At 76.3% G+C, this 21,059-nt stretch carries 21 protein-coding genes and 2 pseudogenes; 14 read left to right on the forward strand and 9 right to left on the reverse strand.

The genetic code is table 11. The features are described from left to right. Positions 1-818 (reverse strand): septation protein SepH (gene sepH, locus WDZ17_RS04275; RefSeq protein WP_339573895.1); only part of this gene is annotated, 818 nt, incomplete at its 3' end. Between the two features lie 269 nt (positions 819-1,087). Between sepH and WDZ17_RS04280 the strand changes: the two genes are divergently transcribed. Together WDZ17_RS04280 and WDZ17_RS04285 are read left to right on the forward strand one after the other, a co-directional pair. After that, complete coding sequence (locus tag WDZ17_RS04280) at positions 1,088-2,215, forward strand: ferrochelatase (RefSeq protein WP_422631824.1); 1,128 nt, start codon at positions 1,088-1,090, stop codon at positions 2,213-2,215. 38 nt (positions 2,216-2,253) lie between these two features. Continuing rightward, positions 2,254-3,102 (forward strand): inositol monophosphatase family protein, encoded by an 849-nt coding sequence (locus tag WDZ17_RS04285; protein WP_339573897.1) that lies wholly within the window; start codon positions 2,254-2,256, stop codon positions 3,100-3,102. A 66-nt stretch (positions 3,103-3,168) separates the two neighbouring features. Here the strand turns inward: WDZ17_RS04285 and WDZ17_RS04290 are convergent, their stop codons facing one another. Then, positions 3,169-3,378 (reverse strand): hypothetical protein, encoded by a 210-nt coding sequence (locus WDZ17_RS04290; protein ID WP_339573898.1) that lies wholly within the window; start codon positions 3,376-3,378, stop codon positions 3,169-3,171. 539 nt (positions 3,379-3,917) lie between these two features. Between WDZ17_RS04290 and WDZ17_RS04295 the strand changes: the two genes are divergently transcribed. Beyond that, entirely contained in the window at positions 3,918-4,220 is a 303-nt protein-coding gene (locus WDZ17_RS04295; protein WP_339573899.1) for a DUF4193 domain-containing protein, read from the forward strand. Between the two features lie 96 nt (positions 4,221-4,316). On the opposite strand, the gene WDZ17_RS04300 is transcribed toward WDZ17_RS04295, so the two are convergent. Then, the gene (locus WDZ17_RS04300) at positions 4,317-4,850 is read right to left on the reverse strand and encodes a DUF3093 domain-containing protein (protein ID WP_339573900.1); all 534 of its coding nucleotides are present in this window, start codon (positions 4,848-4,850) and stop codon (positions 4,317-4,319) included. Between the two features lie 111 nt (positions 4,851-4,961). On the opposite strand from WDZ17_RS04300, the pseudogene dut reads away from it, so the two are divergent. The 4 genes and pseudogenes from dut to WDZ17_RS04320 all read left to right on the forward strand — a co-directional run. Continuing rightward, a pseudogene (dut, locus tag WDZ17_RS04305) lies at positions 4,962-5,423 on the forward strand (dUTP diphosphatase); the annotation flags it as partial. Positions 5,424-5,590: 167 nt separating this feature from the next. Next, the gene (locus WDZ17_RS04310) at positions 5,591-6,550 is read left to right on the forward strand and encodes a DUF3710 domain-containing protein (RefSeq protein WP_339573902.1); all 960 of its coding nucleotides are present in this window, start codon (positions 5,591-5,593) and stop codon (positions 6,548-6,550) included. Between the two features lie 274 nt (positions 6,551-6,824). Further along, positions 6,825-7,253 (forward strand): OB-fold nucleic acid binding domain-containing protein, encoded by a 429-nt coding sequence (locus WDZ17_RS04315; RefSeq protein ID WP_339573903.1) that lies wholly within the window; start codon positions 6,825-6,827, stop codon positions 7,251-7,253. Next, positions 7,250-8,209, forward strand: coding sequence for a DUF3159 domain-containing protein (locus WDZ17_RS04320; protein ID WP_339573904.1), 960 nt, complete (start codon positions 7,250-7,252; stop codon positions 8,207-8,209). Before WDZ17_RS04315 ends, WDZ17_RS04320 begins: the two co-directional genes overlap by 4 nt. A gap of 49 nt (positions 8,210-8,258) precedes the next feature. On the opposite strand, the gene WDZ17_RS04325 is transcribed toward WDZ17_RS04320, so the two are convergent. After that, positions 8,259-8,969 (reverse strand): potassium channel family protein, encoded by a 711-nt coding sequence (locus tag WDZ17_RS04325; RefSeq protein ID WP_339573905.1) that lies wholly within the window; start codon positions 8,967-8,969, stop codon positions 8,259-8,261. Positions 8,970-9,088: 119 nt separating this feature from the next. Then, the gene (locus tag WDZ17_RS04330) at positions 9,089-9,751 is read right to left on the reverse strand and encodes a potassium channel family protein (RefSeq protein WP_339573906.1); all 663 of its coding nucleotides are present in this window, start codon (positions 9,749-9,751) and stop codon (positions 9,089-9,091) included. Between the two features lie 94 nt (positions 9,752-9,845). On the opposite strand from WDZ17_RS04330, the gene WDZ17_RS04335 reads away from it, so the two are divergent. Together WDZ17_RS04335 and WDZ17_RS04340 are read left to right on the forward strand one after the other, a co-directional pair. Next, the gene (locus WDZ17_RS04335) at positions 9,846-11,882 is read left to right on the forward strand and encodes an APC family permease (protein WP_339573907.1); all 2,037 of its coding nucleotides are present in this window, start codon (positions 9,846-9,848) and stop codon (positions 11,880-11,882) included. Next, on the forward strand, positions 11,879-13,267 hold the full coding sequence (locus WDZ17_RS04340) for a class I SAM-dependent RNA methyltransferase (protein WP_339573908.1): 1,389 nt from the start codon (positions 11,879-11,881) through the stop codon (positions 13,265-13,267). Before WDZ17_RS04335 ends, WDZ17_RS04340 begins: the two co-directional genes overlap by 4 nt. A 75-nt stretch (positions 13,268-13,342) precedes the next feature. Here WDZ17_RS04340 and WDZ17_RS04345 read toward each other — a convergent pair whose 3' ends face one another. Continuing rightward, on the reverse strand, positions 13,343-13,534 hold the full coding sequence (locus WDZ17_RS04345; protein ID WP_339573909.1) for a hypothetical protein: 192 nt from the start codon (positions 13,532-13,534) through the stop codon (positions 13,343-13,345). Positions 13,535-13,814: 280 nt separating this feature from the next. On the opposite strand from WDZ17_RS04345, the gene WDZ17_RS04350 reads away from it, so the two are divergent. Both WDZ17_RS04350 and WDZ17_RS04355 read left to right on the forward strand, forming a co-directional pair. Further along, a complete protein-coding gene (locus tag WDZ17_RS04350; protein WP_339573910.1) occupies positions 13,815-16,679 on the forward strand; it encodes an aconitate hydratase in 2,865 nt (954 codons plus the stop codon). Further along, entirely contained in the window at positions 16,672-17,022 is a 351-nt protein-coding gene (locus WDZ17_RS04355; protein ID WP_339573911.1) for a putative quinol monooxygenase, read from the forward strand. Before WDZ17_RS04350 ends, WDZ17_RS04355 begins: the two co-directional genes overlap by 8 nt. 23 nt (positions 17,023-17,045) lie before the next feature. Here the strand turns inward: WDZ17_RS04355 and WDZ17_RS04360 are convergent, their stop codons facing one another. Further along, positions 17,046-17,360 (reverse strand): hypothetical protein, encoded by a 315-nt coding sequence (locus tag WDZ17_RS04360; RefSeq protein WP_339573912.1) that lies wholly within the window; start codon positions 17,358-17,360, stop codon positions 17,046-17,048. 115 nt (positions 17,361-17,475) lie between these two features. After that, entirely contained in the window at positions 17,476-18,537 is a 1,062-nt protein-coding gene (locus tag WDZ17_RS04365) for a S66 family peptidase (protein WP_339573913.1), read from the reverse strand. 83 nt (positions 18,538-18,620) lie between these two features. On the opposite strand from WDZ17_RS04365, the gene WDZ17_RS04370 reads away from it, so the two are divergent. The 3 genes and pseudogenes from WDZ17_RS04370 to WDZ17_RS17450 form a co-directional block, all read left to right on the forward strand. Further along, entirely contained in the window at positions 18,621-19,175 is a 555-nt protein-coding gene (locus WDZ17_RS04370; protein ID WP_339573914.1) for a hypothetical protein, read from the forward strand. Between the two features lie 43 nt (positions 19,176-19,218). After that, positions 19,219-19,743, forward strand: coding sequence for a GNAT family N-acetyltransferase (locus tag WDZ17_RS04375; protein WP_339573915.1), 525 nt, complete (start codon positions 19,219-19,221; stop codon positions 19,741-19,743). Between the two features lie 235 nt (positions 19,744-19,978). Continuing rightward, positions 19,979-20,146, forward strand: a pseudogene (locus tag WDZ17_RS17450) (YunG family protein); the annotation flags it as partial. Positions 20,147-20,319: 173 nt separating this feature from the next. Here WDZ17_RS17450 and WDZ17_RS04385 read toward each other — a convergent pair. Beyond that, entirely contained in the window at positions 20,320-21,021 is a 702-nt protein-coding gene (locus tag WDZ17_RS04385) for an HAD family hydrolase (protein WP_339573917.1), read from the reverse strand. Between the last annotated feature and the right edge of the window lie 38 nt (positions 21,022-21,059).

The raw sequence follows: 21,059 nt of genomic DNA on the forward strand, positions 1-21,059 counted from the left end.
CTGACCCGCTCCCGGCGGTCGGCCTCGGCCCCCTCCTCGGAGCCCTCCTCCGCCTGCTCGTCCGTGCGGTCCTGCTCGCCGGAGCGCCGGCCCGTGCCGCCCGCCCGGCGCGACGCGAGGTCGACCGGGGCGGAGGGGGCGCCGTCGTCGCGTCCCGTGCGACGCCTCGCGCCGGCGTCGTCGACGTCGTAGACCTCCTCGCGCACGGGCGCGAGCCGCGGTCCGGCGTCCGGGACCGGCGGGCCCGAGCCCGCGTCCACCGAGGAGAGCCAGCGCGACTCGTCGTCCAGCGCCTCGAGCGAGGCGCGCTGCAGGTCCAGCGCCCAGGTGGCGCGGCGCTCGCGAGCGCCGGCCCGGAAGACGGCCTGGACCAGCCAGGCACCGTCCTCGCGACGCCACGCGTCCCACGCGGGCGCGGCCTCGACCCCGCGGCCGGTGAGCCGCTCCGCGACGAGGTCCTCCAGGGCGGGGCTCCGGCCCGAGCCGTCGCGCCAGCGCACCGGCAGGGCCCGGGCGCGGTCGGCGACGTGGGCGCGCTCGGCCAGCACGGGCGCCTCGTAGCGACGGACGCGCTCCTCGGGCGACCCGGAGGCGGCGGCGATCTCGGCGGCGTCCTCGCCGGCCCGCAGGCGCGCCTGGATCTCCCGGGGGGTGACCGGGGAGGTGGACCCGGCCGGGTCCCCGGGGGCGCGGGCCGTGCGGCGCGCCGCCAGGCGCAGGCCGTCGTCGGCGAGCAGCCGGAACCGGGTGCCGTCGGGGGCGGCGAGCACGAGGTGCTCCCCGTCGTCGTGCACCCCGACGAGCGTCAGGTCCTGCATGGCGGTCCACCCTCCGCGGCCTCGCGCGCCGGCTCGGCCCGCCGGCGGTGCGGCCGCAGCCTGCCACCTCCGGCGGCTGCGTCGGGGAGGACGGGCCGGGTGACCCCACCGACGCCGGCGCGCGGCCCGGCCCCGGTGCTTGGCACCATGGCGCCGTGCCCCCCGCCGACACCCCCGACGCCACCGACGGCCCCGCCGCCACCGACCCCGCCGGACGTCCCGCCCGGGTCTCCGCCGGAGCAGGTCTCGACCCGTACGACGCCGTCCTCCTGCTGTCCTTCGGGGGGCCGGACGAGCCCGACGACGTCATGCCGTTCCTGCGCAACGTCACGTCCGGCCGCGGGATCCCCGACGAGCGGCTCGCCGCCGTGGCCGAGCACTACCACCACTTCGGCGGCCGCAGCCCGATCAACGACCAGAACCGGGCGCTGCTGCAGGCGCTGCGCCACGAGGTCGCCGCCCGGGGCCTCGACGTGCCGGTGGCGTGGGGCAACCGCAACTGGGACCCCTACGTGACCGACGCCCTGCGCGACCTCCACGAGGGCGGCGCCCGGCGCGTGCTCGTCGTCGCGACGAGCGCCTACGCCTCCTACTCCGGCTGCCGCCAGTACCGCGAGGACCTCGCGGACGCGCTCGTGGCGCTCGCGCGGGAGGGCCGCGAGATCGCCGTCGACAAGATCCGGCACTACTTCGACGCGCCCGGCTTCGTCGCGGCGAACGCGGACGCGGTGGAGGCGGCGTGGCGCCGCCTGCCCGAGGACGTCGCCGCGGGCGCCGAGCTCGTCCTCGTCACGCACTCGATCCCGACGGCGATGGCCGCCACGGCCGGGCCGGACGGCGACGCCTACGTGCGCCAGCACGAGTCCGTCGCCGACGCGGTGGCCGCACGGGTGCGCGCCCGGACGGGTGCGCCGCTGCCGTCGGCGCTCGTCTACTGCTCCCGCAGCGGTCCCCCGAGCCAGCCGTGGACGGAGCCCGACGTCAACGACCACCTCGAGGAGCTGCACGCCCGCGGGGTCCCCGCGGTCGTCGTCGCGCCCGTCGGCTTCGTCAGCGACCACATGGAGGTGGTCTACGACCTCGACACCGAGGCGCGCGAGACCGCCGACCGCCTCGGGCTGCCGATGGAGCGGGCGGCGACCGCGGGCGTCGACCCGGCCTTCGTCGCGGCCCTCGTCGACCTCGTGGTCGAGCGCGCCGCCGTCGAGCGCGCGGCGGCCGGGCGGCAGGAGGCGCCGCCGAGGCCGTCGGCCGGGGCGCAGGGCCCCTCGCACGACGTCTGCCCCGTCGGCTGCTGCCCGAACCTGCGGGGGGCCCGACCGGCCGCCTGCGGCCGCGACTGGCCCGGGGCCGGCGCGCTGCTCGCGACGGCCGGCACCACCGGCGGCGGGCGGTGACCGACGTGGTCGCCGGCGGGGCGGACGAGGTGGTGCCGGTGGACGAGCGCGCCGCGCTCGTGGAGATCGCCGAGAGGGCCGCGCGGGCGGCGGGGGCGCTGGTCTCCCGCGACCGCCCGGAGCGCCTGGAGGTGCTGAGGACGAAGTCGAGCGCCACCGACGTCGTCACGGCGATGGACACGGCCTCCGAGCAGCTGCTCGTCCGCGTGCTGCGCGAGGCGCGCCCGCAGGACGGCGTGTACGGGGAGGAGGGCGGCGCCGCCGGGGGGACCGGACGGGTCACCTGGGTCGTCGACCCCATCGACGGGACGGTCAACTACCTCTACGGCCTGCCGAGCTACGCCATCAGCGTCGCGGCCGTCGTGGGCGCGGGGCCGGCGGGCAGCCGCCCGGACCCCGCCACCTGGACCGCGGTGGCCGGGTGCGTGCACGAGCCGGTCAGCGGCCGGACGTGGACGGCGGTGCGGGGCGGCGGCGCCCGGCTCGACGGCACCCCGCTGCCGGGACCTGCCGACGTGGAGCTGGGGGAGGCGCTGGTCGGCACGGGGTTCGGGTACACGCCGCAGCGGCGCGCCGCGCAGGCCCGGGTCCTCGCGGCGGTGCTGCCGCTCGTGCGGGACGTCCGGCGCAGCGGCGTCGCCTCGCTCGACCTGTGCGCCGTGGCCACCGGCTGGCTGGACGCCTACTACGAGCGCGGCCTGCAGCCGTGGGACCACGCCGCCGGCGCTCTCGTGGCCGCCGAGGCCGGCGCGGTGGTCCGGGGGCTGGACGCGGGCGACCCCGCGGGCGAGACCTTCTGCCTCGCCGCCGCGCCCGGGCTCGCGCAGCGGCTGGGTGACCTCATCGCCGCCCTCGACCCGCTCGCGGAGGAGCCCGCACCGGCCTGACCCGGCGGTGCCCCCGTCCCCCGACGCCCCTCGCGCGGGACGTCGGGGACGGGGGAACCGGCCCCCTCAGCGCTCCGCGGGTCTCCCGGCCTCGCCGTCCTCCGGACCGGGAGCGGCGGGCAGCGGGACGTCGTGCTCCTGCGCGAGGCGGGCGAGCGACTCCAGCTCGCCGGTGTGCACGCCGACGAGGTAGTCGTCCCCCTCGGCGCGCGCGTGGTCGAGCGCGCTGCGCGCCTCTCGCACGCGCTCGTTGACGTTGCTCACGAACTCGCTCATGACACCTCCGGTCGGCCCGGGCGCGGCGGACCGCACAGGTCGGCGGGCGCCCCGCGCGCGGGCGGGACGACCCAGGTCTGGCCCCGAGCGTAGAGGCCGTCCGAGGGGGCTCGCGGCGCACGGGGTGCCTCGACCGGGTGGTCCGCACGGCCCGGTCGGCGGGCGCACCGGCCGGTCACCCCCGCGTCACCCAGCCGTCGGCCCGACGTCGAGCGGTCGTCACCCGACGTGTCGGTCGGCGACGCGCGGTGCACAATGCGCCGTCGCCGCCGCGGCGGCGCACCGTCCGGGCCCCTGCCCGCACGGCCCGCAGGGGGGCAGGCGTGCGGGGGCATCACCGCGGCCCCTCGGACGTTGAGGGGTCGTCGGCACGGCGTGGCCCGCGGGAGCGGACCGGTGGTCCGGGACCACCACCGGCGGGAGCGGGGCCGCCGCGCCCCGCCGGAGCAGCACCGCGGACACCCGGACCGCGGGACGACAGCAGCACACCGCCGAGCCACGAGCGGCTGACGGACCACCAGCACCGAGCGAAGGACGACATGGCCACCGACTACGACGCACCACGCAAGACCGACGACGAGCTCAACGAGGACTCCATCGAGGAGCTCAAGGCCCGCCGCAACGAGCAGAGCTCGGGCAAGGTCGACGAGGACGAGACGGAGGCCGCCGAGGGCTTCGAGCTCCCCGGCGCCGACCTGTCCAACGAGGAGCTGTCGGTGCGCGTCCTGCCGCGCCAGGCCGACGAGTTCACCTGCTCCTCGTGCTTCCTCGTGCACCACCGCAGCCAGCTCTCGCCCGAGTCGACGACGAGCCGGCTCGTCTGCACGGAGTGCGCTGCCTGACGTGCCGCACCGACGCCGGCACCGCGGACGTCGCCTCGTACGGCCGGTCCCCGCAGGGGGCCGGCCGTCGTCGTCCCGGGGGAGGGGCAGCGCGCCTCAGCCGTCGGCCGGACGCCGCTGCAGGGCCCGGGCCAGGTCGGCGGGCCGGTGGGTGGACACCAGCCAGTACGGCGCGGGGTCGTCCGGGTCGAGGACCTCGACGCGGACGACGCCGTCGGCCCACCCGCGCATGACGAGGAAGGCCCGGGCGTCGAGCGCCGGGCCCCGCTGGCGGCGGGCGTCCTCGCCGTCGTAGCCCGTCGCCGCCCCGAGGAGGGACCGCGGGATGTGCGCCCGACCCGCCACGAGCTCGTCCCGCGTCACGACGACGAGGGGGCTCGCGAGCCGCAGCAGGAGCGCCACGACGCCCCCGACCGCGAGGACGGCCGCGACGACGGCGCCGGCCCCCAGCGGCGCCACCGCCAGCCCGGTCAGGGCGGCGAGCGCCGGCGCGGCCACCCACGTGCCGGCGGACGGCAGGACGCGCTCGCGGTGGACCTCACCCGGCTCGACGGGCCCGGTGCCACCGCCGGGCGCGGTCGCGTCCGCGGGCTCCGGCGACGGCGCGGCGTCCTCGTGCGGTGGTCCCACGAGGACCAGGCTCGCACGACGACCGGGACCGGTGCGGGCCCGCCCGGCGGCGACCGGGCCCGGAGCCGGGGCGGACTACCCTGGCCGACCGTGGAGGGCTCCGACGCGTCGGTGCTCGACCCCCCGCAGGAGCGGGCGGAGGTCGTGCGCGTGCTGCTGCAGCAGCTGGACCCCGACCTGCCCGAGCCGGGCTACGCCAGGGCGGGCGACGCGGGGGCGGACCTGCGCGCGCGGCACGACGCCGAGCTGCCGCCGGGGGGACGGGCGACCGTCGCGACCGGTGTGGCGATCGCCCTGCCCGAGGGCTACGCCGCCTTCGTGCACCCGCGGTCCGGCCTCGCCGCGCGCCACGGCGTCACGACGCTCAACGGGCCGGGGACGGTCGACGCCGGCTACCGCGGGGAGGTGCTCGTGACGCTCGTCAACACCGACCGGGACCGGTCGTTCTCCGTGCGACGCGGCGACCGCGTGGCCCAGCTCGTGGTCCAGCGGGTGGCCCGGGCCGCCTTCGAGCTCGTCGAGCGGCTGCCGTCGTCCGAGCGTGGCCGGGGCGGCCACGGCTCGACGGGAGGCTGGGGGACGGCGGCGCCGGCCGTCCCGCACCGGGCCGGGTCTGCGACGGTGGACGCCGACGAGGCCGTCCTCGGGACGGCGACCGGCACGGGCGGCGCACGAGCGGCCGCGGACCGCAGGACCACCGAGACGTCCGGGCGCGCAGGCGCCCCGGGGAAGGAGCAGTCGTGAGATGGCGCCGCAGGAAGGACGAGGCCGGGGCGGTCGACCCTGACGGGGGGTCGGGCGCTGACGGCGCACCCGACGCCGCGGTCGAGGCCCCCGAGGACCCGCAGGCCGTCGCGGAGCGCGCGGCGCGCGTCGCGGCCGAGGCCGAGGCCGAGCGCGTGCGCACGGCCGCCCTGGCGCGCGAGGCGCGCCGTCAGCAGCAGGGGCCGCTGGACGCGACCGAGCTCTCGGCGGAGGACGCCGCACGTGCGCGGGTCGACCTCGGTGCCCTGCGCCTGCCCGCGGTGCAGGGCATGGAGCTGCGGCTGGAGATGGAGGAGAAGACGCAGCGGGTGATCGGCGCCGTCGTCGTCGTCGGCCCCTCCACGCTGCAGCTGCAGGCCTTCGCCGCCCCGCGGACCGAGGGCATCTGGGAGGAGGTGCGCGCCGAGATCCGCGGTCAGGTGAGCCGTCAGGGCGGCGCCGCCGAGGAGGTCGAGGGCGCCTTCGGGCCCGAGGTCCTCGCCCGCATGCCCGTGCGCAGCGAGGACGGTCGGACCGGTCACCGCCCCGTGCGCTTCGCGGGCGTCGACGGCCCCCGCTGGTTCGTCCGCGCCGTCTTCGGCGGCCGCGCCGCCGTGGACCAGGACGCCTACGCCCAGCTCGGTGCCCTGCTGCGAGGGGTCGTCGTCGACCGCGGGGACGAGGCCATGGCCCCGCGGGACATGCTGCCGCTGCGGCTGCCGCCGCAGGACCAGGCCCGTCCTGCGGCGCAGACGGCGCCCGACGACGGCGAGGACCGGGCGGACGAGGACCGGGCGGACGAGGACCGGGCGGACGAGGACCGGGCCGACGAGGACCGCGACGGCGGGGCGCCCACGCCCTCCAAGGCCGGCTCCGGCGCGTCGGGCGAGGACACGGACGGGCTGGGGCCGCTCGACCCCTTCCACCGCGGTCCGGAGACCACCGAGACGCGCTGACGCGCCTGCGGCGGGACGTCCCGGCGACGGGTCACCCCCTCGCCGGCGGCTCGACCGGGTGGTCCGGTCGCCGGCCCGCTCGGGCGGTCGACGTAGCGCCTACGCTGGGCCGTCGACCGAGGCGCTCGGGGCGTCCCGTCGCACGGGAGGCCGCGGTGCGCCTCGCGCGGGGCCCGCGCCGTGAGCCCCGTGGTCGACGGGCGATGTCGTCGGGCCCTGGTTGTCGGGCCCTGATTGTTCGGGCCCCGATTGTTCGGGCCAGGAGGAGGACGCCGTGGGAGCCACGCGCGAGGTGCTCGACCCGCAGGGGCGGCCCGGGCGGCGCAGCGGTCTCGCCGGCCTCCGCTCGGCCGTGTCCCGGTGGGGCAGCCGCGAGGAGATGCAGGCCGAGGAGGCCCAGGTCGAGTCCGCCCGGGAGGGGGGCAGCCCCTGCGCGCTCCTCGGTGACCGCCACCGCGTCCTCGTCTGCGGCACGCTGCGGAGCGTGACGTTGCGACCCCGGGCCGGGACGCCGGCGCTGGAGGCCGAGGTGTTCGACGGCTCCGGCTCGCTGGCGGTGATCTGGCTCGGACGCCGCGAGATCGCCGGCGTCGAGGCCGGCCGCCGGATCAAGGTCGAGGGGCTGGTCAGCGTGGTCGACCGTCACGCCGTGATGTACAACCCGCGCTACGAGCTGCTGCCGACCGCGGTGGCGCCCGCGTGAGCAGCGGCGCGCACGGCGTCCCCGAGGGGGGCCGGGAGCCGCGGCGCGGTGCAGGACCGGCCGCGGAGGACGGCGCCTGCGACGACCCCGCCGCGGCGGCGTCGACGGAGCACGGGGCGACCTCGCCGACGTCGACCGCTGCGGCCTCGACGACGGGGGCCGGGCCGGCCGACGGCCCGGCGACGACGGGGCGGTCCGGCCTGGCGGCCGTGGTGGGGGAGGACTTCTCGGTCGCCGAGGCGCTCGGCGGGCCCCGCGGGATCGCCGAGGTGGCCCTCCCGACCATCGTCTTCGTCGCGGTCATCAGCCTCGTGCAGGACCTGCGGACCGCGGTCTACGCCTCCATCGGCGTGGCCGCCGTCTTCGTCGTGGTCCGCCTGCTGGGGCGCAGCTCGCCGAGCCAGGCCCTCTCGGGGTTCGTCGGCGTGGCGGTGTGCGCCCTCGTCGCCTCGCGGACGGGCGAGGCCCGCAACTTCTTCGTGCTCGGCCTGCTGACCAACGTCGTGTACGCGGCCGTGTACGTGGTCTCGACCCTGCGCACCCCGGGCGTCACCCTGCGTCTCGGCCGGGGACGGCGGGTGCGCGTCCCCGAGGGACCCTGGCCGGTCCTCGGGCTCGCGCTGGGGCTGCTCACCGACGAGCGCCTGTCCTGGAAGCAGGACCCCCGGCGCGTGCGCGTCTACGTGCAGGTGACGTGGGTGTGGATCTCGGTCTTCGTCCTCCGCCTGCTCGTGCAGGGGCCGCTGTACCTGACCGACCAGGTGGCGGCCCTGGGCACCGCCCGCGTCGTCATGGGCTTCCCCTTCTTCGGCCTCGCCGCCTACGTCACCTGGGTCCTCGTCCGGCGGGTCCCCCGCGCGGGCGCCCCCGAGGCGGCCCGCGGCGAGGACGCGGCCGAGGCCGACGACGCACGGAGCGGGGCCGGCGGCGTCCAGCGACCGGACCGCACGGCCTGACCCCTCGCCCGGCCCCGGCCGGCACGGTGGTGGTCGTCGCGCCGGGCGGTCAGACGACCTCGGCGCCGTGCGTGGCGCCCGCCGCCCCGGTGTCGCGCTGCCAGCGCTCGGGGGAGAGCAGGTCGCGCAGGGGCTGCTCGTCCTCCTCCCCGGCGAGCAGGAGCAGCTCGTCGCCGGCCTCCAGCGCGTCGTCGTCGGTGGGCGCGATCGGGCGGCCCTCGCGGACCACCCCGACGAGGACGGTGTCGGCGGGCCACTCGACGTCCCCGACGGCGCGCCCGGCCAGCGACGAGGTCTCGGGGAGGGTGTAGCCGAGCATCCGGGCGCCGCCGCGGAAGGAGAAGACCTCCACGACGTCCCCGACGGCGACGGCCTCCTCGACGAGCGCCGTCATCAGCCGCGGGGTGGAGACCATGACGTCCACGCCCCAGGCCTCGTCGAACATCCACTCGTTCTTGGGGTTGTTGACCCGCGCGACGGTGCGCGGCACGCCGAACTCCGTCTTCGCGAGCAGGGACACGACGAGGTTGACCTTGTCGTCACCCGTCGCCGCCACGACGACGTCCGTGCTCTCGAGCCCCGCGCCGCCGAGCGAGGTGATCTCGCACGCGTCGGCCAGCAGCCACCGGGCCCCGGGGACGGAGGCGCGGCCGACGTTCTCGGGGTTGCGGTCCACGAGCAGGACGTCGTGGCCGCCCGCCAGCAGCTCGCGGGCGATGGAACGGCCGACGCTGCCGGCGCCGGCGATGAGCACGCGCACGGGAGGGCTCCTGTCCTGGTCGGTCGGGAGGGCGGGGTCGGTCGGGAGGGCGGGGTCGGTCGGGAGGGGCGGGGTCGGTCGGGGGTGGTGTGGCGCGGGACGTGCCGTCGGGCCCGACCTCAGTCCGGCTCGGGGCCGGCGTCGAGCGCCTTCTCGACCAGGGTCACGGCCTCGTCGGGGACGAGCAGGTGCACGACGTCGCCCTCCTGGTGCACGGTGCCCGGTCGCGGGAGCTGCGCGGTGCCGAGCCGGGTGACGAAGGCGACGCGCGTCTGCGTCGCCTGCTCCAGCTCGGCCAGCCGGTGCCCCACCCAGGAGGTGGGCACGGAGACCTGCGCGAGGTGCACGGCGCCGCTGGCGTCGGTGTAGTCGGGGACGACGCCACGGGGCAGCAGGCGTCGGACCATCTGGTCGGCCGTCCACTTGACCGTCGCGACCGTGGGGATGCCGAGCCGCTCGTAGACCTCCGCGCGCGCGGAGTCGTAGATCCGGGCGGCGACGTTCTCCACGCCGAAGACCTCCCGCGCGACGCGCGCGGCGAGGATGTTGGAGTTGTCCCCGCTGCTGACGGCGGCGAAGGCGTAGGCCTCCTCGACCCCCGCCTCCAGGAGCACGTCGCGGTCGAAGCCGACCCCGTGGACGGTGCGGCCGGCGAAGTCCGGCCCGAGCCGGCCGAAGGCCTGCTCGTCCTTGTCGACGACGGCCACCGAGTGGCCGTGGCGCTCGAGCGCCCCCGCGAGGGTCGAGCCCACCCGGCCGCAGCCCATGACGACGAAGTGCACGCGCGGACGCTACCCCCGCCCGCTGCGGTCGTCGGCGCCCGCGTGCGCCGCTCGGGGGTCGGTCGGCCCTCCACCGGCTCCTACGATCGGCGCCGTGAGCAGCATCGCGGACGGCGCCCGACGCCTCGTCCTGGGGCGTCCCTTCCGCAGCGACCGGCTCGGCCACACGCTCCTGCCCAAGCGCATCGCCCTGCCCGTGTTCGCCTCGGACGCGCTCTCCTCGGTGGCCTACGCGCCCGACGAGATCTTCCTCACGCTCGCCATCGCGGGGGTCAGCTCGTACGTGCTGTCGCCCTGGATCGGCGTGGCGGTGGTCCTCGTCATGTCGGTCGTCATCGCCTCCTACCGCCAGAACGTCCACGCCTACCCCTCGGGCGGCGGCGACTACGAGGTCGCGACGACCAACCTCGGGCGTCGCGCCGGTCTCGTCGTCGCCAGCTCCCTGCTCGTGGACTACGTCCTGACGGTGGCGGTGTCGATCTCGTCCGGCGCGCAGTACGCGGCCTCGGCCCTGCCCTTCCTCGCGGGGCACGAGACGTCGCTCGCCGTCGTCCTGGTCCTGCTGCTCATGGCGATCAACCTGCGCGGCGTCCGGGAGTCCGGCACCGCCTTCGCCGTGCCGACGTACGTGTTCATGGCCTCCGTGCTGGGCATGTGCGCCTGGGGCTTCGTGCGGGCGGCAACCGGGGACCTGCCGCAGGTGGAGAGCGCCCAGCTGGAGCTGGTGGCCGAGCCCGGGTACGAGGAGGGCCTCACCGGGGTCGTCGGGGGCTTCCTCGTGCTGCGGGCCTTCTCCTCCGGCTGCGCGGCGCTCACCGGCGTGGAGGCCATCAGCAACGGCGTGCCCGCCTTCCGCAAGCCGAAGAGCCGCAACGCGGCCACGACCCTGGCCCTGCTGGGGACCACCGCGGTCGCCATGCTCATGGGCGTCATCGCGCTGGCGAACCTGACGGGCCTGCGCTTCGCCGAGCTCCCGGCGACGCAGCTGCTGCGCGACGGCGTGCCCGTCGGCCCGGGGTACCAGCAGGACCCCGTCATCGGCCAGCTGGCCCGGGCGGTCTTCGACCACGCGCCCTTCGCGTTCTTCGTGGTCACGGCGGCGACCGGCCTGATCCTCGTGCTGGCGGCGAACACGGCCTTCAACGGCTTCCCCGTGCTCGGGTCGATCCTGGCCCGGGACGGCTGGCTGCCCCGCCAGCTGCACACCCGGGGCGACCGGCTCGCCTTCAGCAACGGCATCATCCTGCTGGCCGCCGCGGCGGTCGTCCTCGTCGTCGCCTTCGACGCGCAGGTCACGCGGCTCATCCAGCTCTACATCGTCGGGGTCTTCGTCTCCTTCACGCTCAGCCAGCTGGGCATGGTCAAGCACTGGAACCGCCACCTGCGCACGGAGGCGGACCGCGCGGCCCGGGCGCGGATGCACCGCTCGCGCGCCATCAACGCCGTCGGGCTCGGCCTGACGGGGGTCGTGCTCGTCATCGTCCTGCTGACCAAGTTCACGCGCGGCGCCTGGATCGCCATCCTGGCGATGGTCGTGCTCTTCGTCCTCATGCGCGCCATCCACCTCCACTACGACCGCGTGGCCGCCGAGCTGGAGCTCGCCGAGGGCTCCGACGTCGCGCGCGTCCTCCCGAGCCGCGTGCACGCCCTGGTCCTCGTGTCGAAGCTGCACCTGCCGACCCTGCGGGCGCTGGCCTACGCGAAGGCGTCGCGGCCCTCCGTCCTGGAGGCGGTGACCGTCGCGGTCGACCCGGGGGAGACGCGGGCGCTCCAGCGCGCGTGGGACGAGCGCGGGCTCAAGGTCCGCCTGAAGGCGCTCGACTCCCCGTACCGGGAGATCACGCGGCCGGTCGTGGACCACGTCCGCGCGCTCAAGCGGGAGAACCCGCGCGACCTCGTCGTCGTCTACGTGCCCGAGTACGTCGTCGGCCACTGGTGGGAGCAGCTGCTGCACAACCAGAGCGCCCTGCGGCTGAAGTCGAGGCTGCACTTCATCCGCGGCGTCGTCGTCGCCAGCGTCCCCTGGCAGCTCGCGTCCTCCGAGGGCGCGGACGTCGACGACCGCGTCGCGGCGCCCGGGGACGTCCGCCGCGGCGCGCCCGGTCCGACGCCGCCGCTGGGGCCCCGGTGAGCGGCGCGGAGCCGGTCGGGGCGCACGGTGCCGGCCCCGGCCCGGGGGCGCTGCTCGAGCTGGAGGTGGGCCCGGTCGCCCACGGCGGGCACTGCGTCGCCCGGCACGAGGGGCGCGTCGTCTTCGTCCGCCACGCCCTGCCGGGGGAGCGGGTGCGGGCCCGGGTGACGGAGGCGGGCGCGGAGGCGTCCTTCTGGCGCGCCGACGCCGTCGAGGTCCTCGAGGCCTCGCCGGACCGGGTCGAGCCCGCCTGCCCGGTCGCCGGCCCGGGGCTGTGCGGGGGCTGCGACTGGCAGCACGCGAGCCCGCAGGCCCAGCGGCGGCTGAAGACGGCGGTCCTGCACGAGCAGATGCAACGGCTCGCCGGTCTCGACGTCGACGCGCCGGTCGAGGAGGTCGCCGTCCCCGCGTCCGCCGGCACGTCGCCGCAGGACGCCGCCCGGGGCCTCGGCTGGCGGACGAGGGTCGCCTACGCGGTGGACGGCGCCGGCCGCCTGGGCTTCCGGGCGCACCGCGAGCACCGCGTCGTCCCCGTCGAGCGCTGCCCCATCGCGACGCCCGGCGTCGTCGACCTGGGCCTGCCGCAGCGCCGCTGGGCGGGCTGGCAGTCCGTGGAGGCCGTCGTCCCCGGCGCCGCCGACGACGCCCTGGTCGTCGCGAGCCGCCGGCCCGACCGGACCACCGGCCGGGGCGCGCCGCGGCTGCCCGCGGTGCCGGCGGGTGCGTCGGTGGCCACGACGACCTCGCGCGGCCCGCGGCAGCCCCCCGGTCCGGTGACCCGCGTGCGTGGACGCACGTGGGTGCGCGAGGAGGTGCGCGGCCGCTCCTTCCGCGTGACCGGGGCCGGGTTCTGGCAGGTGCACCCCGGCGCGGCGGAGGTGCTCACGGACGCCGTCCTGGAGGCCCTCGCACCGCAGCCCGGCGAGGCCGCGCTCGACCTCTACAGCGGGGCGGGGCTGCTCACGGCGGCGCTCGCGGACGCGGTGGGGGAGAGCGGTCGGGTGACCGCGGTCGAGGGCGACGCCCGCGCCGTCGCGGACGCGCGGCGCAACCTGCACGGCACGCCGGGTGCCGAGGTCGTCCACGGACCGGTCCAGCGGGTGCTCGAGGGGCGTGCCGCCGCGACGGAGGAGGGCCCGGCGCAGCCCGTGGACGTCGTCGTCCTCGACCCGCCCCGCACCGGCGCCCGCGCCGGGGTCGTGGCCGCCGTCGCCGCGCTGCGGCCCCGCGCGGTCGCGTACGTGGCGTGCGACCCCGCGGCCCTGGCCCGCGACGTGGCGACCTTCGCGGGCCACGGGTACGAGCTGCGCACCCTGCGCGCCTTCGACCTCTTCCCGAGCACGCACCACCTCGAGGCGGTCGCCCTGCTGGAGCCCCGCGCGTAGTCCCGGTCCGTCGTCCCCGTGACGTCGGGGCCGGCGGCCGGGGGCGCCGCGCGGGCGGCCCCGGCCACCGGGCCCTCAGCGGGCGGGCGAGACCTCGTCGGGGTCGCCGTCCGGGTCGTGACCGGGCTCGGTGTCGTCCTGGGCGACCCCGTCGACCGACCCGCCGCGCTCGTCGCGCGGGTGCATCTCGCCGGGGTCCGCGTCGCTGTCGCCGGGGCCGGCCGCGCCGTCCCCGCGCACGCCGTCACCGCTGGTGGAGGTGCTCATGGCTGCTCCCGTCCTCTCGCGGACGACCGCCGGTGGCCGTCCGCACGCCTCGACCGTAGGCCTGCGCCGGCCGGGGGCGCGCGCCGGCCGGCCCGCGCCTCCCGACGTCGGCGCCGTCCGACGTCGGAGGGCTGCCGCCGTCGGTGCGCACCCACGTCGGAGTCGGTCATGTGCTCCTCGGGCCCGGCGCCGTGAGCCGTGACACCGTGGGGTCCGGGGCCTAGTATCTCGACGTCAAGATACTTCGGTCCCCACCTGGTCGGCGTCGACGGGAGACGACATGAGCACCACGAGCGAGAGCACCCCCACCACCGGGCCCGGGAGCGGGTCGGCCGGGACGGGCTCCGGCCCCGACACCTTCGGGGCGCGCGGCGTCCTCGAGGTGGGCGGCGCGGAGCACGGCATCTACCGCCTGTCCGCGGTCGAGGGGGCGCAGCGGCTGCCGTACAGCCTCAAGGTGCTCCTGGAGAACCTGCTGCGCACCGAGGACGGGGCGAACGTCACCGCCGACCACGTGCGGGCGCTGGCCGGCTGGGACCCCACGGCCGAGCCGGACACGGAGATCCAGTTCACGCCGGCCCGCGTCGTCATGCAGGACTTCACCGGCGTCCCCTGCATCGTCGACCTCGCCACGATGCGCGAGGCCGTCGCCGAGCTGGGCGGCGACCCCACGCGGATCAACCCGCTGGCGCCCGCCGAGCTGGTCATCGACCACTCCGTCGTCATCGACGTCGCGGGCCGGCCGGACGCCTTCGAGCGCAACGTCGAGATCGAGTACGAGCGCAACGGCGAGCGGTACCAGTTCCTGCGCTGGGGCCAGGGCGCCTTCGACGACTTCAAGGTCGTCCCGCCCGGCACCGGCATCGTCCACCAGGTCAACATCGAGCACCTGGCGCGCGTCGTCTTCGACCGGGACGGCGTCGCCTACCCGGACACGCTGGTGGGTACCGACTCCCACACGACGATGGTCAACGGCCTCGGCGTGCTGGGCTGGGGCGTGGGCGGCATCGAGGCCGAGGCCGCGATGCTCGGCCAGCCGGTGAGCATGCTCATCCCGCGCGTCGTGGGCTTCAAGCTGTCGGGGGAGATCCCGGCGGGGGTGACGGCGACCGACGTCGTGCTCACCATCACCCAGCAGCTGCGCCGGCACGGCGTCGTCGGCAAGTTCGTCGAGTTCTACGGCGACGGCGTCGCCGAGGTGCCGCTGGCGAACCGCGCCACCATCGGCAACATGAGCCCGGAGTTCGGCTCGACGGCGGCGATCTTCCCGGTCGACGAGGAGACGCTGCGCTACCTGCGCCTCACCGGGCGCAGCGAGGAGCAGGTCGCCCTCGTCGAGGCCTACACCAAGGAGCAGGGCCTCTGGCACGACCCGGCGCAGGAGGCGACCTACTCGGAGTACCTCGAGCTCGACCTGTCCACGGTCGTCCCCAGCATCGCGGGCCCGAAGCGCCCGCAGGACCGCGTGGCGCTGTCCGAGGCCAAGGAGTCCTTCCGCGGCGCGCTCGCCGACTACGTCACCGACGACGAGCAGGCGCCGGAGAGCCCGCAGGACGAGGCGCTCGAGGAGACGTTCCCGGCCAGCGACGCGCCCTCCGGAGGCGGCAGCTCGAGCGCCGGGCAGCCGGTCGCCGCGACGACGGCCACGAGCCGCGCCTCGCGGCGGGTCCCGGTGACCCTCGCCGACGGCACCACGACGGAGCTCGACCACGGCCACGTGGCCATCGCGTCGATCACCTCGTGCACCAACACGTCGAACCCGACCGTCATGGTCGCCGCGGCGCTGCTCGCGAAGGCCGCCGTGGAGCGCGGCCTCGTGGCGAAGCCCTGGGTGAAGACGTCGCTGGCGCCGGGCTCCAAGGTCGTCATGGACTACTACGCCCGCGCCGGGCTCACGCCGTACCTGGAGAAGCTCGGCTTCCACCTCGTCGGCTACGGCTGCACGACGTGCATCGGCAACTCCGGGCCGCTCGCGCCCGAGGTGTCGCAGGTGGTGAACGAGCAGGACCTGGCCGTCGTGTCGGTGCTGTCCGGCAACCGTAACTTCGAGGGCCGGATCAACCCCGACATCAAGATGAACTACCTCGCGAGCCCGCCGCTCGTCATCGCCTACGCGCTGGCGGGGACGATGGACTGGGACCCGGAGACCGAGCCGCTGGGGCAGGACGAGTCCGGCGCCGACGTGTTCCTGCGCGACGTCTGGCCGAGCGCGTCGGAGGTCGACGAGGTCGTCACCGGCTCGATCACCACGGACATGTTCACCACCGACTACGCGGACGTCTTCGCGGGCGACGACCGGTGGCGCTCGCTGCCGACCCCCGAGGGCGAGACCTTCGCGTGGGACGGGGAGTCCACCTACGTGCGCAAGCCCCCGTACTTCGAGGGGATGAGTGCCGAGCCGGCGCCGCTCACCGACATCGACGGCGCCCGGGTGCTCGCCCGGCTCGGCGACTCGGTGACGACCGACCACATCAGCCCGGCCGGGTCCATCAAGGCGGACAGCCCCGCGGGCCGGTACCTGTCCGAGCACGGCGTCGAGCGGGGGGACTTCAACTCCTACGGGTCCCGGCGCGGCAACCACGAGGTGATGATCCGCGGCACCTTCGCGAACATCCGGCTGCGCAACCAGCTGCTGGACGGCGTCGAGGGCGGCTTCACGCGGGACTTCACGGCCGGCGGCGAGCAGACGACCATCTACGACGCGGCGCAGTCCTACGCCGCGGCGGGCACGCCGCTCGTCGTCCTCGCCGGCAAGGAGTACGGGTCCGGGTCCAGCCGCGACTGGGCGGCCAAGGGCACCCGCCTGCTCGGCGTGCGCGCCGTCGTCGCCGAGAGCTACGAGCGCATCCACCGCTCGAACCTCATCGGGATGGGCGTCCTGCCGCTGCAGTACCCCGACGGGGAGACCGCGGAGAGCCTGGGGCTGGACGGGACGGAGACCTTCTCCGTCGCCGGCGTGACGCAGCTCGACGAGGGCACCACGCCGCGGGCGCTGCGGGTGACCGCGACGAAGGAGTCGGGCGAGGAGGTCGCCTTCGACGCCCGGCTGCGCATCGACACGCCGGGGGAGGCGGACTACTACCGCCACGGCGGGATCCTCCAGTACGTCCTGCGCTCGCTGCTGGGCGGTGGGGCGCGTGGCTGACGACCTCATGACGAGCGGCGACCAGCCCGGCGGCTGGCCGCCGGGGAGCCTCGTCGTGTGGGCGACCGTGCAGGTGCGCGAGGACGTCGTCGAGGAGTTCCTCGCCGGCATCGCCGACGACGCGCGCTGCTCGGTCCGGGACGAGGAGGGGTGCCTCGGGTTCACGGTGACCCGGGACGCCGCCGACCCGCTGCGCTTCCACTTCCACGAGGTGTACGCGAGCCGGGAGGCCTTCGAGGTCGACCACCAGGGCTCGGCGCACTTCGCCCGGTGGGACGAGGTGTCGCAGCGGACGGTCATCCGCACCGACGTCGTGCTCTCGGAGGTCGTGGCGCTGCCGTAGCCCGAGCTCGTGACGACGGCCGGTCACCCCGTAGGGGAGGTGACCGGCCGTCGTCGTCCCGGCGAGCCGCCGTACGGACGTCGTGCGGTGCGGCTCGTCTGGACGTCCACCTCCCGGATGACCTCGCGGGCGAGGCCGAGGAGGCGGGTCCATCCGTCCGCGGTGACGCAGGAGGCCGTGAGGTGGTCCCTCGTCCGGTACTCGGCCGATACCTGGCTCGCCGCGGTGCCCACCATCTCTGCGGCCGCACGGGTGACCCCTGCCCGCGGTCCCGACGTCATCGGCTGCCGCTCGTTGCCGCGGTGGACGTCGAGCCAGGGCTCTTCCGAGGCTTGCATCGGGTGACCACGGACCGCCGACTCCATGCACGGGCAGCCGGCGCCCGAACGGCCGGTCGCGCACCACGCCGCGGTCGACCCGCTCGAGATCTCCTGGCGGTGACGACGGAAGCCGTCAGGCGAGGTGCTGGACGAGGACCTGGAGGTCCGTCCCCGGGGCCACCGTCACCTCGGCGAGGGCGCCGTCGACGAGCGTCAGCTGTGGGGTGGTGTGGCCGCAGTCGACGTCGAGGACGACCGGGACGTCGAGGCCGGCCAGGGCACTGCGGACGGCGTCGTGCTGGGTGAAACCACCGGAGGCAGGCGCGGTGGTCCTGCCGACGAGGACGGCGGAGCCGACGTCGAACCAGCCGGCCAGTCGCAGCCGCCACAGGTGGCGGGCGACGTCGGTGGCCGTGTCCCCGCCGGCCTCGAGGTGGAGCAGGAGCCCCTCGCCTCCGGCGTGCTCGGCGGCGAAGCGCGGGACGTCCCCGTAGGCAGTGCCGGCGAGGATCGAGATCGTCTCGACGCACCCGCCCAGCAGACGCCCCCGAGCCCGCACGGGCCCCGCTCCGGGGTCGAGCGACGACCAGGTCCCGGCGCGGTCGTAGGTCCGGTCGGTGACGGCGGGGTCGGCCCCCCAGTCGTCGAAACCGTCGGTGCGGTGCCGGTGAGCGGGGCCCTGCTCGAGGCTCGAGCCGGCCGGTGCGGAGGCGACGTCGAGCCAGGACGCCAGCGGTGCCAGCACCCGGTAGGGGGTGTCCATGAGGTTGGGGCCGTGGATGGAGGCCCAGCCGAGCCTGGTCGTCAGCGCCACGGTGAGGGCGGAGATGTCGGAGTACCCGACCAGCCAGGTCGGTTCGGCGGCTGCCAGTGCGTCCCAGTCGAGCAGGGGGAGGACTTCGACGGCGAGCTCGCCGCCCCAGGGCGGGACGACCGCTCGCACCGCGGGGTCGCAGAGCATGTCCTGCAGCTCGGCGGCGCGCTCGGCCACGGGGGCGCTGACGACGTCGGCGTGCGGTCCCCCCTCGTCACGGTCGATGAGGCACTCGCCGAGCCGGACGTCGAAGCCACGCCCCCGAAGGTCCTCGACGGCGAAGCAGAGTCGCGGCGCCAGGACCGCCGGGACCCCGCTCGAGGGGGCGGTCACCCCGACGAGGTCGCCCTCGAGCAGCGGGCGGGGGTACCTCATGGCCATCGCCGGAGTGTGTCAACCGGGTTCGGTCGCCCTCTTCGGAGCATCGAGGTCTCGGCACGCGTCGGTGCCTCGACACTGGACGCATGGGTGAGCGGCGCCGCGGCGCACGTGCCGACCAGCACGGCACGCAGCCGCTCGTGACCGACGTCGTCCTCTGGTCCGTGCAGCACCCTCCGGTCGAGCTCGTCGTCGGGCGGTGGGCCGTCGTCGCCCTGGAGGGCGCCCTCGACATGGTCACCGCCGGCGGTGGCGCCCCCGAGCTCCCGCGCCGGCCCCCGCGCGTCCCGGTCGACCCCCTCGAGCCTCTCGACCTCGCCGGCCCGCTGACCATCCGGGGAGCAGCACCCTGGCTGCCCCGACCGGCCCTGGGACCCCAGCACATCAGCGCGAACAGCCACTCAGCCTGCCTGGACCGGACGGGACACGGCGCGTCCCCCCCGCTCCCTCTCCCCGACCTCACCGTGGCCGCAGCGACGTGCCACGACCGCTACCGACGACGACGACGAGCCTCGGCCGTCTGGTCCCTCGAGGTCACCGGTCCGCAGGCGCGCGCGACCATCACCGGTCCCTGGCTGGCCCTGGCCTGGCTCGCCCACCTCGCCGGCTGGCCGGAACCCGGGCGCGCCGGGCAGGGCTGACGGACGTCGCCGTCGAGCGTCCGCGCTTCCTACGCTGCTGCAGGTGGTCACGACCAGGGCGGCGCGGCGCGAGGACGCCGACGCCCTCGGCGGGGTCCACGTGGCCACCTGGCGCAGCGCCTACGTCGGCCTGCTCCCCCAGGGGCTGCTGGACGGACTCTCGGCCGAGGGCTCGGCAGCGCGATGGCGGCGCCTGCTGCCGTGCTCGCCACCGCTGGTCTGCCTCGTGGCCGTCGACCGGACGGACCGGCCCACCGGCTTCGCCTTCGCCGGCCCGCACCGCGACGACGCGGAGCCCGGCACCGCGGAGCTGTACTCGCTCTACGTCCACCCCGACCACAGCGGCGCGGGCGCCGGCACGGCCCTGCTCGAGCAGACGCGGGACCTCCTGCGCGCGGCCGGCTTCACCCGCGCCCGCCTGTGGGTGCTGACGACCAACCACCACGCCCGGGACTTCTACGAGCGCCGCGGCTGGACCGCCGACGTCGGCACCCGGGTCGAGACCCGCGACGGAGCCGAGCTCCACGAGACCCGGCTCACCGTCGACCTCGCCTCGCCTCGCACGTGACGAACCCCGTCCAGGCCCGACCCCGCACCAGCTCGCGTCCGTAGACCACCGGCGGCTGAGCCGGCGGCACGGCTGACCAGCCTGCTCTACCGTGCGTGACCACCCACTGCTCGACGACCGCCTGCCGGTCCGGCGCGGCATCCTCGGTCCGTGCCGGCACCCAGCCTCGCGGAGATCAAGGTGGCCGTCCGTGCTGCCCGGGGGACCTGACACCGCCTACGCCAGCGACGCCTCCATGAGCCGCGGAACTCGTCCGTCACGAGGCCAGTGCGGCACGACGGTCCTGGTCGTGCACGACCTGCTCGGTGGCGACCTGGTGGTCGCCGACCTTGAGCACGACGGACGCGTCGACGCGGCGCACGACCGGGACGTGCTGCCGGACGGCGTCGAGGTCGACCTCGTCCGGGACCAGCTCGCCGCCGACGAGCGTCTGGTCGGTCGTCCCGCGCCGGCTCGTCGTCGTACGGGAACGGTCCTCGCCGGGCGAGGCCGCGTACCGGGTGCTGCGCGCCTGGGTGGCGCGGTCCCACGATGCTGCAGGGGCCTGCCTCACCGTTGCCGACACGTGACCCGGAGTCAGCCGAGGGTGCCGGCGAGGTCGGCGAGCGACGCGATCGTGGGCCGGTACTCCGCACAGGCAGTTCCCTGCCGGTCGAGCCAGACGCCGCGCAGACCGGCGGCCGTTGCCGGGCGGGCGTCGACGTCGAGGCGGTCACCGACGTAGACGACCGTCGCCGGGTCGACGCCGAGACGCCGGCACGCGAGGGCGAAGGCCTGCGGGTCGGGCTTGGAGGCACCCAGCGAGCTCGACGTCATGACCACCTCGACGTGGTGGGCGAGGTGGGTACGGCGGAGCTTGTCCTCCTGCTGCGCCTGGTCACCGTTGCTCAGGACCGCCAGGCGCAGGTGCGCCAGCGCCTCCAGGCACGGGGCGGCGTCGTCGAAGGGGCGCCATGCGGCCTCGTAGTGGTGCAGGCAGTCCTCGAACGTGCGGTCCAACGACTCCTCGCTGAGCCGGCCGGCGTCGATGCCGACCTGCGGCAGGAAGTCGCGCAGCCGCCGCCGGCGCTGCTCCTGGAAGGAGATGTCCCGGGCGCGGAAGGCCGGGAAGTGCCGCTCGGCGACGTCGTCCCACACCTGGACCAGCTGCTCGAGACACTCCTCGCCGGTGGCCAGCCGTTGGCTGGTCAACCAGCCGATGAGTCCCTCGCGGAGGGCGGTGTCGTGGTCCACCAGGGTGCCGTCGAGGTCGAACAGCACGACGGACGGCGGAGGCACCCGCAGAGGCCAGGACGTCCGCCGATCGTCACCTCGGC

Source organism: Pseudokineococcus basanitobsidens (assembly GCF_037482545.1).
Lineage (GTDB): Bacteria > Actinomycetota > Actinomycetes > Actinomycetales > Quadrisphaeraceae > Pseudokineococcus > Pseudokineococcus basanitobsidens.